This window comes from Amycolatopsis methanolica 239 (genome assembly GCF_000739085.1).
Lineage (GTDB): Bacteria > Actinomycetota > Actinomycetes > Mycobacteriales > Pseudonocardiaceae > Amycolatopsis_E > Amycolatopsis_E methanolica.
Genome location: NZ_CP009110.1, coordinates 241,238 through 257,390, shown reverse-complemented (window position 1 = coordinate 257,390; position 16,153 = coordinate 241,238). Strand labels below are relative to the sequence as shown.

Below are 16,153 nucleotides of genomic sequence, written 5' to 3'. Positions count from 1 at the left end.
CGGGCACATGCATGCGATCAAGCTCCGTGAACCCGGCGGCCCGGACAACCTGGAGTGGGTCGAGGTTCCCGACCCGCGGCCGGGCCCCGGCGAGGTCCTGCTCGACGTCGCGGCGAGCGCGGTGAACCGGGCCGATCTGCTGCAGCGCCAGGGCAACTACCCGCCGCCGCCCGGGGCGAGCGACATCCTCGGGCTCGAGTGCTCGGGCACGGTCGCCGAGCTCGGCGAGGGCGTCGAGGGCTGGCAGGTCGGCGACGAGGTGTGCGCGCTGCTGGCCGGCGGCGGTTACGCCGAACGCGTCGTCGTGCCCGCCGGGCAGCTGCTGCCCGTGCCCGGCGAGGTCGACCTCATCACCAGCGCCGGCCTGCCCGAGGTCGCCTGCACCGTGTGGTCGAACGTGGTGATGCACGCGAACCTGGCCGAGGGCCAGGTGCTGCTCGTGCACGGCGGCGCCGGCGGCATCGGCACGCACGCGATCCAGGTCGGCAAGGCCCTCGGCGCGACGGTCGCGGTCACCGCCGGCTCGGCCGACCGGCTGGACCGCTGCCGCCAGCTCGGCGCCGACATCGCGATCAACTACAAGGAGCAGGACTTCGTCGAGGTCCTCCGCGACGAGACCGGCGGCGCCGACGTCATCCTCGACAACATGGGCGCGAAGTACCTGGACCGCAACGTCAGCGCGCTGAAGACGAACGGCCGCCTGGTGATCATCGGGATGCAGGGCGGCGTCAAGGGCGAGCTGAACATCGGCAAGCTGATGGCCAAGCGCGCCAGCGTCGCCGGGACCACCCTGCGGGCGCGGCCGGTCGACGACAAGGCCCGGATTGTCGCGGACGTGCGGGAACGGCTGTGGCCGCTGGTCGCGGAGGGCGCGGTTCGGCCGGTGATCGGTCAGGTCGTGCCGATGTCCGAGGCGGGCAAGGCGCACCAGGCCCTGGAGGAGGGCGGCGTGTTCGGCAAGGTGCTGCTCTCGGTCCGCGGTTAACGCAGTTCTTCCAGCACCCGCACCAGCTGGTTGACCTCGAAGACGTTGGAGTAGTGGGCGAGCGCTATCCGCACCGCGCCGCCCACCTCTCCGACGCCGAGCGCGGCGAACACGCCGCTGGTGCCGAGGTCGGCGAACGCGCACAGGCCCTGCGAGGCCAGGTACTCCGCGATCTCCGGCGCCTTCTTGCCGGTGACGGTGAACGCCAGCGCCGGGATGCGGCGCATCGCATCGCCGATGACCATGACGTGCCGCAGCGCACGCAGCTCGGTGCTGAGCTGGGCGAGCAGCCCGGCGTGGTACGACTTCGCCGAGCCGAGCGAGGTCACCAGCCGCTCGCGGCGGGAGCCGGTGGCCGCGTCGTCCAGGCCGGCGAGGTAGTCGATCGACGCGACGAGCCCGGCGAGCAGCGGGTACGCGTGCGGGCCCAGCTCCAGCCGGGCGGGGCCGCGGGCGCCGGGGTCGAGCGACGCGGACGGGAGCCGTTCCAGCAGGTCGGGGTCGCGGAAGACGAGGGCGCCGACAGCCGGGCCGCCCCAGGCCTGCGCGGACACCACGAGCACGTCCGCGCCCAGCGCGTTCATGTCGAGCGGCAGGAACGGCGCCGCCGCCGTGGCGTCGACGACCACCAGCGCGCCGACGCGCTTGGCGAACTCGGCGATCGTGGGCACGTCGGGCCGCGTGCCGACGGCGCCCGACGCGGCGGTGACGGCCACCGCCTTCGTGCGGGCGTTGACCAGGTTCTCGTACTGCCAGGCGGGCAGCTCGCAGTTCTCGATGTCGATCTCGGCCCAGCGCACGACCGCGCCGACGCGTTTCGCGCCGTGCGTCCACGGCGCGATGTTGGTCTGCTCGTCGAGGCGCGAGACCACCACCTCGTCGCCCAGCGTCCAGCGCTCGGACAGGGCGTCGACGAGCCGGCGCAACAGCACCGCCGCGCTCGAACCGAGCACGACACCAGCCGGATCGGCACCGACGAGATCGGCCACCGCCCGCCTGGCCGCGGTCACGATGCTCTCCGCACGCTGGGACGCCGGGAACGCGCCGCCCGGGCCGGAGACCGGGGCACGCATCGCCGTCGACACGGCCGAGGCCACCTGTTCGGGTACCAGCATTCCGGCAGGGCCGTCGAAGTGGATCCAGCCGTCACCCAGCGCGGGGAACAACCCACGAATTCGAGCGACGTCGAACGCCATGGACAACACCGTACGGACGAGTAGTTTCGCAGTGCGTCCGGGGTTGGGCTGTCGGCGACCGCGGACCTCCGCGAACGCTAGGCTCGAACCCAGCGCGTCGACGAACCAGCCAGGATGGAGCAATGACAGAGCCAAAGTTTTCCGAGTCGCCCTCGCCCGACGAGCAGCCCCACCGCGTGGTCGTGGTGGGCCCGGACGGTTCGCCGGTGGGCACGGCCCGGATCCCGCGGGAGGACGACGAGCACCAGGAGTCGGTCGGTGACCTAGTCGAAGAGCCGGCGAAGGTCATGCGGATCGGCACCATGATCAAGCAGCTGCTGGAGGAGGTGCGGGCCGCGCCGCTGGACGACGCGAGCCGTGACCGGCTGCGTGAGATCCACCAGACCTCGATCAAAGAGCTGGAGCAGGCGCTCGCGCCGGAGCTGCAGAGCGAGCTGGAGCGGCTGGTGAAGCCGTTCACCGACGACACCACGCCGTCCGACGCCGAGCTGCGGATCGCGCAGGCCCAGCTGGTCGGCTGGCTGGAGGGCCTGTTCCACGGCATCCAGACGGCGCTGTTCGCGCAGCAGATGGCGGCGCGGGTGCAGCTGGAGCAGATGCGCCGCGGGCTGCCAGCCGGGCGCGGCGGCCAGGAGGGCCAGGCGCCGGGGATCAGCGGGACCGGTCAGTACCTGTGAGGTCCGGCGCGCGAATGCAGAACTCGCGCGCCGGAACGCAGAACTCGCGGCGCTGAACGTGGAACTCGCCGTTAGTTGTCGGCGCGTGGGCAGACCACGACGTCGTCGTTGACGATCGCTTGTGTGCAGTCGAACCGGCCCTCGACCAGGCCGGCGGCGTCGATCCAGAGCGGCTGGACGACGACGTACCGGACGGACGGGTCGGACAGGCAGGCGAGGTTCTCCGCGTAGCTCGCCGTGTCCCGCACCGACGGTAGGTCCATGCCCCGCCGCAGGTGGGCCGGCGACGGGTAGCGGCACGGCGTCGGGTTGCGCGTGAAGTAGGCGATGTCGCCGAACGCGAGGTAGGTCACCGGGGTGTCCGCGCCGATGCGGTCGCGGACGGCCAGCATCTCCTCGGTGAACTTGTGCTCGATGTCGACGCGGCCGGCGTTGGTGTAGTCGGCGTGCACGCCGTCGAACGAGTACGGCGTGGTCGGCAGGATGGGCACCGTCAGGGCGAGCACCCCGACCAGCACCGGCACCGACAGCACCTGCCGTCCGCCGCGGCCGGGTTCGAACGCGCAGGCCAGCGTGGCCGCGACGACCAGGCCGGCGAGCAGCCCGTACGCGAGCGCGCCGTGGCCGGAGCGCCACGCGTAGGACGCGCCCAGGCACACACGTGCGGCGAACAGCACCACGACCGTCGCCCCGACCAGCGCCCACGGCGGGCGCCCGTGCACGAGCGTCCAGCGCGCGACGGCGAGCGCCCACAGCCCCGCGGCCAGCGGGACCCAGGCGGCCAGGTGGTACTGGAACCACTGGCCCTGCACCACCGCCGCACCCAGCACGAGCGCCAGCGCGAGCACCGTCAGCACCGGCCAGGCCCAGCGTCGCCGGGACACGCGCACCAGCACCACCAGGCTCGCCGGCAGCACCGCGACCAGCGGCACGAGCATGGCCTCGTTGGCCATGAACCGCGCGATCGAGCCGAGGTCGCGGGCCATCCCGTCGTTGAGCAGCCACGCCTCCCGCAGCCACCGCCACTCCCGCGGCGCGAGCAGGCTCAACCCGAACAGCGCGAGCCCGGACACCACGGCGGTGATCCCGGCGAGCGCCGTACGCCGCCGGTCCAGCACGGCGATCACGCCGAGCGCGATCAACGCCACCGGCAGGGTGGCGTACCCGACCAGCACCGCCAGCGCCAGCAGCAGCCCGGCGAGCAGGCTCGACGTCCGCAGCGCGGCCCCGATCGCGGCGGTACCCGACACGGCCGCGACCCACTCGGGCTGCAGGAAGTCCCAGTTCGGGGCCAGCGCCAGAGCCAGCCCGACGGCCGCGGCCACCGCCGACGCCTCCCCGGACGGCAGCCGCTGACGCAGCCCGGCGCGCAACCACCACGCCGCGCCCGCCGTGAGGGCCAGGGCGACCAGCCGGACCAGGCCCTCGCCGACGCCGACCGAACCGACGTCGAAGACGCTCAGCCCCTCGGCCAGCCAGCGGTAGGCCAGCGGCCGGTGCACGAACGTGCCGGTGGCGCCGAACGGGCTGACGTCCAGACCGCCCAGCACGTACCGGACGTCGTGGCCGAGCCCGATCCACGCGGCCGTCAACGCGACCGGCAACGCCGCGACCGCCGCCCACACCCAGCCGCGGATCGGAGTGCGGCGCCGCGGCGCCTCGACAGTGGTCATTCAGCCGCCCTTCCCCACGCCGGCCGTTCCGGTGCGCACCCCCGCCTGGTCAACGCGGTCCGCGGCGGCGAGCGACCGGATCACGGGCGTGAGCGTACGCGCCGATCCGCGCACGCTCCCGTCATGCACGGTGGCACAGCGTGATTTCGCCCGACGATCAGCCAAATCGGGCGTCTCCGCCCTGCCCGGAGTGCGCGTGTCCCGCTCGCTACGCTAGGTCCCGTGCAAGCCACCAGCACGGTCGATCAGACCAGCGAAGATCTCGCCCGCGCGGCTGAGCTTCCGCCCTTGTCGGACAGTCGCACCTTCGGGCGCGCGTTCGGCGACATCAAGGAAGGACTCCGCCAGCGCGAACTGTGGAGCCACCTCGGCTGGCAGGACATCAAGCAGCGCTACCGCCGGTCGGTGATCGGCCCGTTCTGGATCACCATCAGCCAGGGCGTGATCGCGCTCGGCCTGGGGCTGCTGTACTCGCAGCTGTTCAACATGCACATCCAGACGTTCCTGCCCTACATCAGCGCGGGGTTCATCGTCTGGGCCTTCATCAGCGGCTGCCTCACCGAGGGCATGGAGACGTTCATCGCGAACGAGGGTCTGATCAAGCAGATCCGCGCGCCGTTGACCGTTTACGCGCTGCGCACGGTGTGGCGGCAGACGCTGATGTTCGCGCACAACCTGATCGTCATCGTGGTCGTGGTCGGCGTCTTCTTCGGCAGCCTGAACGACGACTACGCGCTGTCGCAGAGCGGGATGTGCACGCCGGACAACATCTGCCACCCCGGGCTGGGCTGGTACACGCTCTCCGCGATCCCGGCGTTTCTGCTGCTCGCGTTCAACGGCGTCTGGGTGACGCTGCTGCTGGGCATCATCTCGACGCGGTACCGGGACATCCCGCAGGTGATCAACTCGCTGATCCAGCTGCTGTTCTACCTGACCCCGATCGTCTGGCCGATCGACCAGCTCAAGTCCGGTCAGCGCGGTGGCGCTGCCAGCTGGGCGGAGCCGATCATCCACCTGAACCCCATCTACCACTTCGTCCAGATCCTGCGCGCGCCGCTGATCGGCCAGGCCGTCAGCATCTGGAGCTGGGTCGCCGTGGGTGGCATCACGGTCGTGGGCTGGCTGCTCGCGCTCGTCGCCATGCGCAACTACCGGGCCCGCGTCTCCTACTGGGTGTGAGAACAGACCATGGTCAGCATTGATGTGCAGAACGCGTACGTCGACTTCCCGATCTTCGACGCCAAGACGCGGTCGCTGAAGAAGAAGGTCCTCGGCAAAGTCGGCGGCAAGATCGGCACCGAGTCGAAGGTGCCGATCATCGAGGCGCTGCAGGACATCACCCTGTCGCTGCGCGAAGGTGACCGGGTCGGGCTGGTCGGCCACAACGGGGCGGGCAAGTCGACCCTGCTGCGGCTGCTGTCCGGCATCTACGAGCCCACCCGCGGCCTGGCCCGCGTGCAGGGCAAGGTCGCGCCGGTGTTCGACCTCGGCGTCGGCATGGACCCGGAGATCTCCGGCTACGAGAACATCATGATCCGCGGCCTGTTCCTCGGCATGACGCGCAAGCAGATGGAGAAGCGGGTCGACGACATCGCGGAGTTCACCGAGCTCGGCGACTACCTGCAGATGCCGCTGCGCACCTACTCGACCGGTATGCGGGTGCGGCTCGCACTGGGCGTGGTCACGACGATCGACCCGGAGATCCTGATCCTCGACGAGGGCATCGGCGCGGTCGACGCGGCGTTCCTCAACAAGGCGCGGGACCGGCTCGTGGATCTGGTGAACCGCTCCGGCATGTTGGTCTTCGCCTCGCACGCCGACGACCTACTCTTGGAGCTGTGCACGACGGCCATCTGGATGGACGAGGGCCGGATGAAGATGCGGGGCGGCCTGCGCGAGGTGCTCACCGCGTACAAGGGCCGGGACCCGTTCGAGAACATCAGCGCGGAAGCCGCGCAGCGGATCGACGCCGCGCCGGCGGTACAGGGCGGGGAGTGACATGAGCGGTCCGGAGCAGGCTCCGATGCGACCGGGCGGTGTGGCGGCGGTGGTCGTCACGCGGCACCGCCGTGAGCTGCTCGCGGACTCGCTGAAGATCATCGCCGCACAGACCCGGCCGGTGGACCACCTGGTGGTCGTGGACAACGGTCCAGACCAGCCCGCGCGGGACGTCGTCGAGTCGTTCCCCGGGCGGTACACGTACCTGCCGTCACACCACAACCTGGGCGGCGCGGGCGGGTTCGCGCTCGGGATCCTGCACGCGCTCGCGCTGGGCGCGGAGTGGGTGTGGCTGGCCGACGACGACGGCCGCCCGGCCGACGAGACGGTGCTGGCGGTGCTGCTGGAGGAGGCCGAGAAGCGCGGTCTGGCCGAGATCTCGCCGATGGTCACCAACATCAACGCGCCGGACAAGCTGGCGTTCCCGCTGCGCCGGGGCCTGACCTGGAAGCGGTCCTCGGCGGAGCTGGGCACCGACTTCCTGCCCGGCATCGCGTCGCTGTTCAACGGCGCGTTGTTCCGGTCGTCCACCCTGGACGTGGTCGGCGTGCCGGACCTGCGGCTGTTCGTGCGCGGCGACGAGGTCGAGGTGCACCGGCGGCTGGTCCGTTCCGGACTGCCGTTCGGCACGTCGCTGCGGGTGTCCTACCTGCACCCGGACGGCTCGGACGAGTTCAAGCCGATGCTCGGCGGGCGGTTCCACGCGCAGGACCCGGAGAACGAGGTCAAGCGCTACTACACCTACCGCAACCGCGGCTACCTGCTGTCCCAGCCCGGGATGCGCAAGATCGGTGCGCTGGAGATCCTGCGGTTCGGCCTGTACTTCGTGGGCGTGAAACGGGACCCGGGCGCGTTCGTGCAGTGGCTCAAGCTGGTGCGGCAGGGGCAGCGGGAACGCTTCTTCCGCTACTGACGAGAACGCGGCCGGCGGGAATAGCACGGCGGCTCACCGCCTTGTGCTGGACATGAGTGATCCCTCCGGGGGGAGAGCCCGGCGGAGGCCCGATCATCGTGATCACGACCGCCGGCACCAAGACCGGCAAAATCCGCAAGTCGCCGATCATGCGGATCGAGAAGGACGGGAAGTACCTCGCGGTCGCGTCCAACGGCGGCGGCCGCGCGAATCCGGGCTGGGTCAGCAACATCCGCGCGCATCCGGTGGTGGAGCTGCAGGACGGCCCGGTCAAGAAACCCTGTGTCGCCCGCGAGCTAGACGGCGAGGAGCGGCGCGAGTGGTGGGAGTACGGCGTCGCGGTCTGGCCGACGTATCTGGAGTGGCAGCGGAAGACCGACCGCCGGATCCCGCTCTTGTTGCTGGAGCCGCTGGACTGAAGCGGCTTCCGACCTGCCAGACGTGAAAAAGGCCCCGGGCACCTCGAGTGCCCGGGGCCTTTCGCGTGGAACGATCAGATCGGCAGTTTGCGGAAGATCGGCCGCGGCACGTGCCGCAGCACCGACATGACCGCGCGGAACGCGCCGGGCGCCCACACCAGGTCCTTGCCCTTGCGCGCCGCGTCGACGGCGATTTCGGCGACCTGCTCGGCCGTCTGCTCCAGCGGCGCCTTGCCGAGGCCCTCGGTCATCTTCGTCTTGACCTGGCCCGGCCGCACGACCGTGACCTTGACGCCGAACGGCGCCAGCGCCTCGCCGAGGCCGAGGTAGAACCCGTCGAAGCCGGCCTTGGTCGAGCCGTACACGAAGTTCGACCGCCGCACGCGCTCACCGGCCACAGAGGACAGCGCGATCACCGAACCGTGGCCCTGCTTCTTGAGCTTGTCCGCCAGCGCCACGCCGACCGACACCGCCGCGGTGTAGTTCACCGTGGCCAGCTCGACCGCGGTGGCGTGGTTCTGCCACGCCTCCTCGTTGTCGCCGAGCAGGCCGAACGCCACCACGGCCACGTCGATGTCACCCTGCGCGAACGCCTGGTCCAGCACCGCGGGGTGGGACGCGGTGTCCTTCGCGTCGAAGTCCACTTCGGACACCGAGGCGCCTGCCGCGCGCAGCTTCTCCGCGGCCAGCTTGCGGCGCTCGGACGCCCGTGCCGCCAGCACGACGCGCAGCTCGGGCGCGTCCGCGAGGTACTTCTGCGCGATGGCCAGCGCGATGTCCGACGTGCCGCCGAGCAGCAGCAGCGACTGGGGGTTGCCAACAGCGTCGATCACAGTTCAAGCCTCCGGCTCATGTCGGACGCGAACACGCCCTCGGGGTCGACCGACTGGCGGATCTTGCGCCACTCCTCCAGCCGGGGGTACATCTTCGCGAAGGTCTCCGGCGTGGTGCGCGAGTCCTTCGCGGTGTACAGCCGCCCACCGGCGGCCAGGACGTCTTCGTCGAGTTCGGTGCAGAAGCGGCCGAGGCCGTCCTTGATCGGGAAGTCCACCGACAGCATCCAACCCGGCGACGGCCAGGACAGCGGCGCGCGGTTGCCTTCGCCCATCCGCTTGAACACGTTCAGGAACGAGTAGTGGCCCGACGTCGCGATCTTGCGGCACAGGTCCTTCAACGCGTCCTCGCGACCGAACGGCACGGAGAACTGGTACTGCAGGAAACCCTTGGAACCGTATGCGCGGTTCCACTCGCTGAGCATGTCCAGCGGGTGGTAGAACTGCGTCAGGTTCTGGATCTTGCCGCGTGCGCCCTTCTTCGGCACCGTGCGCTGCCAGATGTTGTTCAGCATCCCGAACGTCAGCTTGTTGCCGAGGCCGTTGGGGAACACGTCGGGCAGCGTCATCAGCTGCGGCGCGTCGAACTTCAGCGGATCGGCCTGCAGCTTCGGCGGCAGCTGGTCCAGCTTGGCCAGCGAGCCGCGGGAGAACGTGGCCCGGCCGAGGCGGCTGTCGGAGTTGATGAGGTCCGGCACCGACATCGAGTAGTCGTAGTTCAGGTCGGACCCGTTGCTGAACAGCTCCAGGGTCTCGTCCAGGCTCGACGTGCGGTCCGCGTCCACGATGAAGTAGGCGCTCTCGGTCTTCTTCATGCGGATCTTCGCGCGCACGATGATGCCGGTCAGGCCGATGCCCGCGACCGTCGCCCAGAACAGCTCCGACTCGGGGCCCTCCGGGGTCAGCGTGCGGATCTGGCCGTCCGCCGTCACCAGGTCCATCGACAGCACGTGGTTGCCGAAGCTGCCCGCGCTGTGGTGGTTCTTGCCGTGGATGTCGTTGGCGATCGCGCCACCGATGGTCACCTGGCGCGTTCCGGGCAGCACCGGGACCCACAGACCGTAGGGCAGCGCGGCCTTCATCAGCTGGTCGAGGCTCACCCCGGCGTCCAGGTCGACCTCTCCGGTGTCCGGGTTGATCGAGTGGATCGTGTTCAGGGCGGTCATGTCGATGACGAGACCACCGGCGTTCTGCGCCGGGTCCCCGTAGGAGCGGCCGAGCCCACGGGCGATCACGCCGCGCTCGCCGGCCTGCGCCACCGCGCGGGCGATCGTCTCCACGTCCGGCGTGGTCAGCACGTCTGCGACGGTCGGGGCGGTGCGACCCCACCCGGTGAGTGTCCGCCGCTCGGTATGCGGTGTCGTGTTCACCCGGACCAGGGTAACCATCCCCGGGGGGCGGCTTTGACCGAGGCGCTTCTACACTTTTCCAGTCCTGGAAATCGCACGCTGGCGAGGTAGTGCAGTGGTGTCTACGGAACCGCAGGAGCAGGCAGTGACGGCGAAGGCGAGCCCGGGCCTGCTCGGCCAGTTGGTGCGATTCGCGCTGATCGGCGGATTTTGCGCGTTGCTCGATCTCGGTACCTACACGGTGTTACGAGCGATCGGACTTGATTACGCTCCGTGGGACACGGTGGCGCGTGCGATCAGTTTCATCGTCGGCACCACGACCGCCTTTTTCCTTAACCGGAAGTTCACGTTCTCCGGTGGCCGCAAAGACGGCAAGGGTCAGATCGGCGGCTTCGTCCTGCTGTACGGCGTCACTTTCTTCGTGGCCGTCGGCGTGAACGCGCTGATGTTGCACGTGCTCGGCGAGTTCGCGTTCAAGCCGACCGTCGCGTGGGTGATCTCGCAGGGCACGGCGACCGCCATCAACTTCGTGATGCTCAAGTGGGTTGTCTTCCGCGAACAAGGTGTGACCGATGTTTCGCCGGAGTCCGGCTCGTGATTCGTTCACAGGTGACCCGTGTAACTTGGCTGGCGCTAATCGGATTCCCCTGGAGGACTGAGAACTGATGGCCGGCAAGACTGCCGCGGGAAAGCCTGCCCCCGCGAAGGCGAAGACCAACGGAGCCCAGGCGAAAGAGGACCAGACCACGTTCGCCGAACACGTTCCCCACGGCCGCCTGACCGCGCAGCGCGGGCTGTACGCCGGGCCGTCGCCCATCGTTTCCAAGGACCTCTACTCCGAGGTGCTCGAGGGTGTCGTGAACCGCGGCCGTGACGGCGCGACGCTGGAGCCGTCGGCGCGCGTGTCCGGCAACACCTACTTCGGCCGGTTCCCGGCCAGCTACTGGCAGCGCTGGACGAAGGTGCGCCAGGTCCGGGTCGAGGCCGTCGTGAGCGGGGCCGGCCAGCTCGCGGTGCGCGCGTCCGACTTCGAAGGCGAGCCGCGCACGATCGAAGCGCGCGAGGTCGAGGGCGCCGACGGCGTGGTGGTGGCGTTCGACATCAAGATCGACAAGTTCTACGACGGCGGCGCGCTGTGGCTGGACCTGGAGACCCAGGCCGGGCAGCGGCTGACCGTGGAGCGGGTGCGGTGGACCGTCGAGCCGCCGGAGAAGATCCGGCCGACCGCGGTGACCATCTGCACGATGAACCGCGCCGACGACTGCCTGAAGAACCTGCAGGCGCTGGCCGGTGACCTCCAGTCGCTGGACACCCTGGACGCCATCTACGTCGCCGACCAGGGCACCGACCGGGTCGACTCGCGCGACGGGTTCGCGCAGGTCGCGGCAGACCTCGGCGACAAGCTGAAGTACATCACCCAGCCGAACCTGGGTGGTGCGGGCGGTTTCACCCGCGGCCTGTACGAGGTGGCCGGGCACACCGAGACCGAGCACGCGAACGTCCTGTTCATGGACGACGACGTGCTGCTCGAGCCGGACCTGGTCGTGCGGATGACGGCGTTTTCGAACATGGCCGCGAACCCGGTCATCGTCGGTGGGCAGATGCTGAACCTGCTGCACCCGCACCAGCTGCACGTGGGTGCCGAGTACGCGCGGCTGGAGACGCTGGAGCCGGGGGTGCCGGTCGAGCACAGCCTGCACACGGCCGACCTGCTGGGTGTCGACGAGGAGACCGGCGAGCCGAACCGCCAGGAGAAGCGGCTCGACGCCGGCTACAACGGCTGGTGGTCGTGCCTGATCCCGTACGAGGTGGTCAAGGCCATCGGATACCCGATGCCGTTCTTCTTCCAGTGGGACGACGCCGAGTACAGCTACCGGGCGCGGGCGCACGGCTTCCCGACGGTCACGCTGCCCGGCGCGGGTGTCTGGCACGCCGACTTCCACTGGAAGGACTGGGACGAGTGGCACCGGTACTTCAACCTGCGCAACTCGATCATCACCGCGGCGCTGCACAGTGACTTCAACCTGAACGTGGTATGCCGGACGCTGATGGCCCAGGTGGTCCGGTACCTGCTCGGGATGCAGTACGGGTTGACGCACACGCTGATCAAGGCGGTCGAGGACTTCCTGGAGGGCCCGTCGATCCTGGAGGACGGCGGTGTCGCCGCGATGCAGGAAATTCGAGCCATCCGGGCCCAGTACCCGGAGACGAAGCGCCACGACGCGACCGAGGTGCCCGGGATCGCGTCCAACGACATCGGGATCATCAACGCCGCGCCGCGTCCCGCGCTGCAGCGGCTGATCCTGGTGAAGCGGGTGTTCGACCGGCTGCGCGGCCGGTCCCGCTTCGCGCTGGGCGCCGTGCCGAATGACGAGGCCCACTGGTGGCACGTGGCGCTCTTCGACACGGCCGTGGTGACCGACGCGTCCCAGGAGGGCGTGCGGGTGCGCAAGTACGACCGGGAACGCATGTTCGAACTGGGCAAGCGCGCGCTGAAGACCCTGAACCGGCTGCGCAAGGAGGGGCACGCGGTGCAGGCGCAGTACAAGCGGGCCCTGCCGCAGCTCACGAGCCGCGAGAACTGGAAGCGGTTGTACCGGCTCTGAGGTTGTTGTGGGTTTTGGCCGGCCCTGCTGCTGTGCGGCAGGGCCGGTTTTGTTTGGCGGGGTGTTTGTGGGTGGGGTTGGTGGTGGGGCGGGGTTGGCTCGTGGCGGCACGGTTGGGCTTCTCGCGGCGCGGCTGGTCCTCAGGTGCGTGGCTGGCCCTCAGGTGCGTGGCTGGCCTCTCTCAGGTGCGTGGCTGGACTTCTCGGGGGACGGGCACGGTTGTGCCCCTCGCGGACGCGGTGGGCCCCTCGCGGACGCGGTTGGGCCTCTCGCGGGCACATCGCTGGCCCGCTCACGCGGGCACGACCGGCTCCCCGGGCGCCCACGTCAGCCTCACTCATGCCGGCGAACGGCCTCTGAAGCACCGCCAGTGGGCCACTCGTGCCGACGACTGAACCCTCTCGCGCGACCACCGCTGCGCCTCTCGGGGGTGCACGAGCGGTCCCTTCGTGGTACCGCCGCTGGGCCACCCGTGCTGGCACGAACGGCCACCTCGTGCGGTCCTGACTGGCCCACTCGTGCCTCTACCGCTGGGCCGCTCGTGCGGACAGCGCCAACGGCCCACTCCTGGGGCCACCGTTGGTCCGTTCGTGCAGGCACCGCTGGTCCCTGGTCCACTCGTGCCGGCACCGCTGGTCCACTCGTGCGGCCACGACCGGTCCTTTCGTGGCGCCAAACGCCCCTCTGGGCCCCCTCGTGCAGGCACCGCCGGTCCACTCGTGCAGGCCACCACTGGTCCACCCGTGCGGCCACGACCGGTCCTCCCGTGGCGCCAAACGCCCCTCTGGGCCCCCCTCGTGCAGGCACCGCCGGGCCAGCCGTGCGGGGTCGCTCGTGCAGGCGGCGGGCCGCCATTGGGCCACTCGTGCCGTCACCGCTGGCCGCTCGTGCAGGGGCGGCCGGCGCCCACGTGGCACCGCCGCTGGGCCACCCATGCAGGCGTGGCTTAGCGCCCCTGCTGCGCCACGTGGGCGGGTCAACGCAGGCCGAAGACCCTGTTCTTCCGCTGCAGGTCGTCGATGTACGCGACGGCCACGCGGCTGAAGTTCACGCTCACCTTCGCTCCCTCTTTGGTCTTCACGGTCTGCACCGAGCCGTGCTCGAGCAGCAGGTGCAGCTCCTTCTCCAGCTCTTCGACGTCCTCCGGCGGCAGCGCGAACAGCAGCGGCTCGCCGCCGGTGGCCAGGTGCAGGACCAGTGCGGGCCTCTCGTCAGTCATACGTCCAGCACACCAGCCGCCGATCTTGTCCGGCAACCAAGTTCGCGCACAGCAGAGGCCGGGGGCGCAGCAGAGGCCGATCACACGGCGCAGGAGGCGCCAGGCGCTCCGGGCAGCCAGCCAGCCGGGCGGCCGGACAGCGTGGCCTACTGGCTCAGCCAGTAGCCGTACGAGGTGTAGTCCGGGTACGGGTTCAACAGCGGGCGCGGCTGCCGGATCTCGACCTCCACCGAAGGTGCCGTCACGAGTTCGGCCGACACCGTGAAGCTGTACGTGGACCACGTGCCCTGCTGGGAATCGCGCGTCCACACGCCCGCCTCCACGCCGTTGACCAGCACCCGCATGTCGAAGACCGTGCCGTGCATCGCCGTACGGGATGTCAGCGTCAGGGGGCGGCCGGGCACCAGGTTGTGCGCCATGAACTTCTCCCCGCCGACGATGGGCCGCGCGCTGTCGATCACGTCGCCCACCCGGCCCAGCGACGTCCACGGCTGCGTGCCGACCTGGGCCAGCACCGGCTCGTACCCGTGCTCCCCCTCGCTGCGCAGGTCACCCACGTTCACGTAGTCCCGCAGCTCACCGGGCACCGCCTGCTCGTCACCACTCCCCGCCAGTGACCAGTCGGCCTCGTACACGTTCAGCCGCCGGAACGGGACGATCAACCGGCCACCCAGATCCGGCTGCGCCTGCACCTCGAAACTCATCTCCGACGGCGTCCGCAACACCCCGACGTCCTTCAGCGGCTCCATCGACGGCCCCGGCCACGGGTCGTACACCGCGAAGTACCCCGGCCGCTCCGCCGCGGGCAGGTGCTTCAGCGCCTCGTACAACGAACCCGTGCCGTTGTTCGCCGGCGCCGCGAAACCGTTGGTGCCCAAGCCGATCAGGTCCAGCACCCGGTGCCCGCCGAAGTACGCGACCGCGCCGACGTCCTTCACCGCCACCACCGAACCCGGCGGCAGGTTCCCCCGCACCCACTGCGCCACCGACACGTCCGTGTCCCGAATGGCCGCCGTCGCCCGGCCGAACCGCACCGACCAGCTCGGCAGCGTCGCCAGCGACAACACCAGCACCACCACCAGCGCGCCGTGCAGCGAGATCCGCCGCGCCCGCTCCCGCGTCGCGATCCGGCTCAGCCCGTACACGCCGATCACCACGAACAGGATGAACACCGGCATGAACGGCTGCACGTACCGCAGCTCGTGCACCAGCGCGGTGTTCAAAGTGGACACCGAAACCAGGATCAGCAACAACCCGGCCGCCAGCGCGTACAGCATCGGCCGCCATGTCGGCCGCGTCAGGAACACGTAGACCATCCCCGCCGCGAACACCAGCAACGCGCCCGGGAACGCGTAGTCCTGCCCGTCGAAACCCAGGAAGATGCTCACGAACGCCCGCGCGTTCGCCATCGTGCGGTCCGCGAACTCGCTCAGCCAGAACACCGGCCGGTCGTGCAGGAACGACTTCGACTGGATGCCGTTCGCCGACACCGTTCCCGTCGCGATCTTGTAGAACAGCAGCTGGGCCACACCGACCGCGATCGGAAGCAGTGTCCACAGTGCTCGCAGCACCGTCCGCCGCGCACGGGTCATGCGCCGGTGCGCCCACACCGTCCACAACGCCGCGAACGCGAGCGTCACCGCCAGGATCAGGCCCTCGGTCCGCACCAGCGCCAGCACACCGCCCAGGACCGGCGTCCACCGGAACCGCGCCCACGGCTGCTCGGTCACGAACGCCAGCAGCATCGCGACCACCAGCAGCATGACCAGGCCGACCTCCATGCCACTGGCCGAACCCCACGCCAGCGGCCCGCTCAACGCGACCAGGACACCCGACCACACACCGACCGAACGCGACACCAGCTTCGTGCCCAGCACCGTGACCAGCCCGCTCGCCAGCGCGAAGCACAGGATGCCGAACCCCATCGCGAAGACCAGGAAGAACGTGCCGTGGAACCCCACCAGGTACGCCGCACCCAGCACCAGCGCGTACAACAGGCTGCTCGCCCCGGCGCTGATCTCGTCGCCGGTGTTGAACTGAAAGAAGCGCCCCAGTCCCAGCTGCCGCCCGTACTGCAGGTGGATGTAGACGTCGTCGAGCGGCGCGATCAGCTTGCCCTGGTTCCACGCCATGCCGCTGGCCACGAACACCACGCCGACGAGCGCGGCCAGCGCCCCGGTGAGCCAGAACGCCGGATTTCCCGGCAGCGCGCGGCGCGGCCGGCGAGCGGTGCGGTCGACCTCGTCTGATGCGTCCAGAACCTGTGTCACTTCACGCACACGCCC

At 70.0% G+C, this 16,153-nt stretch carries 14 protein-coding genes; 8 read left to right on the top strand and 6 right to left on the bottom strand.

Going from position 1 to position 16,153, the window contains the following annotated elements; genetic code table 11:
- Nucleotides 1-7: 7 nt before the first annotated feature.
- Nucleotides 8-985 (top strand): NAD(P)H-quinone oxidoreductase, encoded by a 978-nt coding sequence (locus AMETH_RS01280; RefSeq protein WP_017986213.1) that lies wholly within the window; start codon nt 8-10, stop codon nt 983-985.
- Here AMETH_RS01280 and AMETH_RS01275 read toward each other — a convergent pair.
- Nucleotides 982-2,181 carry a cysteine desulfurase-like protein gene (locus AMETH_RS01275; RefSeq protein ID WP_026153700.1) on the bottom strand — a complete coding sequence of 400 codons (1,200 nt, stop codon included), beginning with the start codon at nt 2,179-2,181 and terminating at the stop codon, nt 982-984. The genes AMETH_RS01280 and AMETH_RS01275 overlap by 4 nt on opposite strands.
- A gap of 122 nt (nt 2,182-2,303) precedes the next feature.
- Between AMETH_RS01275 and AMETH_RS01270 the strand changes: the two genes are divergently transcribed.
- A complete protein-coding gene (locus tag AMETH_RS01270) occupies nt 2,304-2,858 on the top strand; it encodes a bacterial proteasome activator family protein (protein ID WP_026153699.1) in 555 nt (184 codons plus the stop codon).
- 71 nt (nt 2,859-2,929) lie between these two features.
- On the opposite strand, the gene AMETH_RS01265 is transcribed toward AMETH_RS01270, so the two are convergent.
- Nucleotides 2,930-4,531: a hypothetical protein gene (locus AMETH_RS01265; protein ID WP_017986210.1), complete on the bottom strand. Its 1,602-nt coding sequence runs from the start codon at nt 4,529-4,531 to the stop codon at nt 2,930-2,932.
- Between the two features lie 222 nt (nt 4,532-4,753).
- Here AMETH_RS01265 and wzm point away from each other — a divergent pair, with 222 nt between their 5' ends.
- From wzm to AMETH_RS01245, 4 genes are read left to right on the top strand one after another with little or no spacing between them, the layout of a single operon-like run.
- Nucleotides 4,754-5,710: a galactan export ABC transporter permease subunit Wzm/RfbD gene (gene wzm / locus AMETH_RS01260; protein WP_017986209.1), complete on the top strand. Its 957-nt coding sequence runs from the start codon at nt 4,754-4,756 to the stop codon at nt 5,708-5,710.
- A 9-nt stretch (nt 5,711-5,719) separates the two neighbouring features.
- Nucleotides 5,720-6,529 carry a galactan export ABC transporter ATP-binding subunit Wzt/RfbE gene (wzt, locus tag AMETH_RS01255; protein WP_017986208.1) on the top strand — a complete coding sequence of 270 codons (810 nt, stop codon included), beginning with the start codon at nt 5,720-5,722 and terminating at the stop codon, nt 6,527-6,529.
- 25 nt (nt 6,530-6,554) lie between these two features.
- Entirely contained in the window at nt 6,555-7,442 is an 888-nt protein-coding gene (glfT1, locus tag AMETH_RS01250; protein WP_017986207.1) for a galactofuranosyltransferase GlfT1, read from the top strand.
- A 56-nt stretch (nt 7,443-7,498) separates the two neighbouring features.
- Nucleotides 7,499-7,861 carry a nitroreductase/quinone reductase family protein gene (locus AMETH_RS01245; protein ID WP_038531795.1) on the top strand — a complete coding sequence of 121 codons (363 nt, stop codon included), beginning with the start codon at nt 7,499-7,501 and terminating at the stop codon, nt 7,859-7,861.
- Nucleotides 7,862-7,935: 74 nt separating this feature from the next.
- On the opposite strand, the gene AMETH_RS01240 is transcribed toward AMETH_RS01245, so the two are convergent.
- Together AMETH_RS01240 and AMETH_RS01235 are read right to left on the bottom strand one after the other, a co-directional pair.
- On the bottom strand, nt 7,936-8,694 hold the full coding sequence (locus tag AMETH_RS01240) for a decaprenylphospho-beta-D-erythro-pentofuranosid-2-ulose 2-reductase (RefSeq protein ID WP_017986205.1): 759 nt from the start codon (nt 8,692-8,694) through the stop codon (nt 7,936-7,938).
- The gene (locus tag AMETH_RS01235; protein ID WP_051079482.1) at nt 8,691-10,082 is read right to left on the bottom strand and encodes a decaprenylphosphoryl-beta-D-ribose oxidase; all 1,392 of its coding nucleotides are present in this window, start codon (nt 10,080-10,082) and stop codon (nt 8,691-8,693) included. Before AMETH_RS01235 ends, AMETH_RS01240 begins: the two co-directional genes overlap by 4 nt.
- A 76-nt stretch (nt 10,083-10,158) precedes the next feature.
- Here AMETH_RS01235 and AMETH_RS01230 point away from each other — a divergent pair, with 76 nt between their 5' ends.
- Together AMETH_RS01230 and AMETH_RS01225 are read left to right on the top strand one after the other, a co-directional pair.
- Complete coding sequence (locus tag AMETH_RS01230; RefSeq protein ID WP_026153696.1) at nt 10,159-10,641, top strand: GtrA family protein; 483 nt, start codon at nt 10,159-10,161, stop codon at nt 10,639-10,641.
- 67 nt (nt 10,642-10,708) lie between these two features.
- A complete protein-coding gene (locus tag AMETH_RS01225) occupies nt 10,709-12,649 on the top strand; it encodes a glycosyltransferase (RefSeq protein WP_017986202.1) in 1,941 nt (646 codons plus the stop codon).
- 976 nt (nt 12,650-13,625) lie between these two features.
- Here AMETH_RS01225 and AMETH_RS01220 read toward each other — a convergent pair.
- A complete protein-coding gene (locus tag AMETH_RS01220) occupies nt 13,626-13,868 on the bottom strand; it encodes a hypothetical protein (RefSeq protein WP_017986201.1) in 243 nt (80 codons plus the stop codon).
- A gap of 146 nt (nt 13,869-14,014) precedes the next feature.
- On the bottom strand, nt 14,015-16,147 hold the full coding sequence (locus AMETH_RS01215; protein ID WP_223843026.1) for a hypothetical protein: 2,133 nt from the start codon (nt 16,145-16,147) through the stop codon (nt 14,015-14,017).
- Nucleotides 16,148-16,153 lie beyond the last annotated feature (6 nt).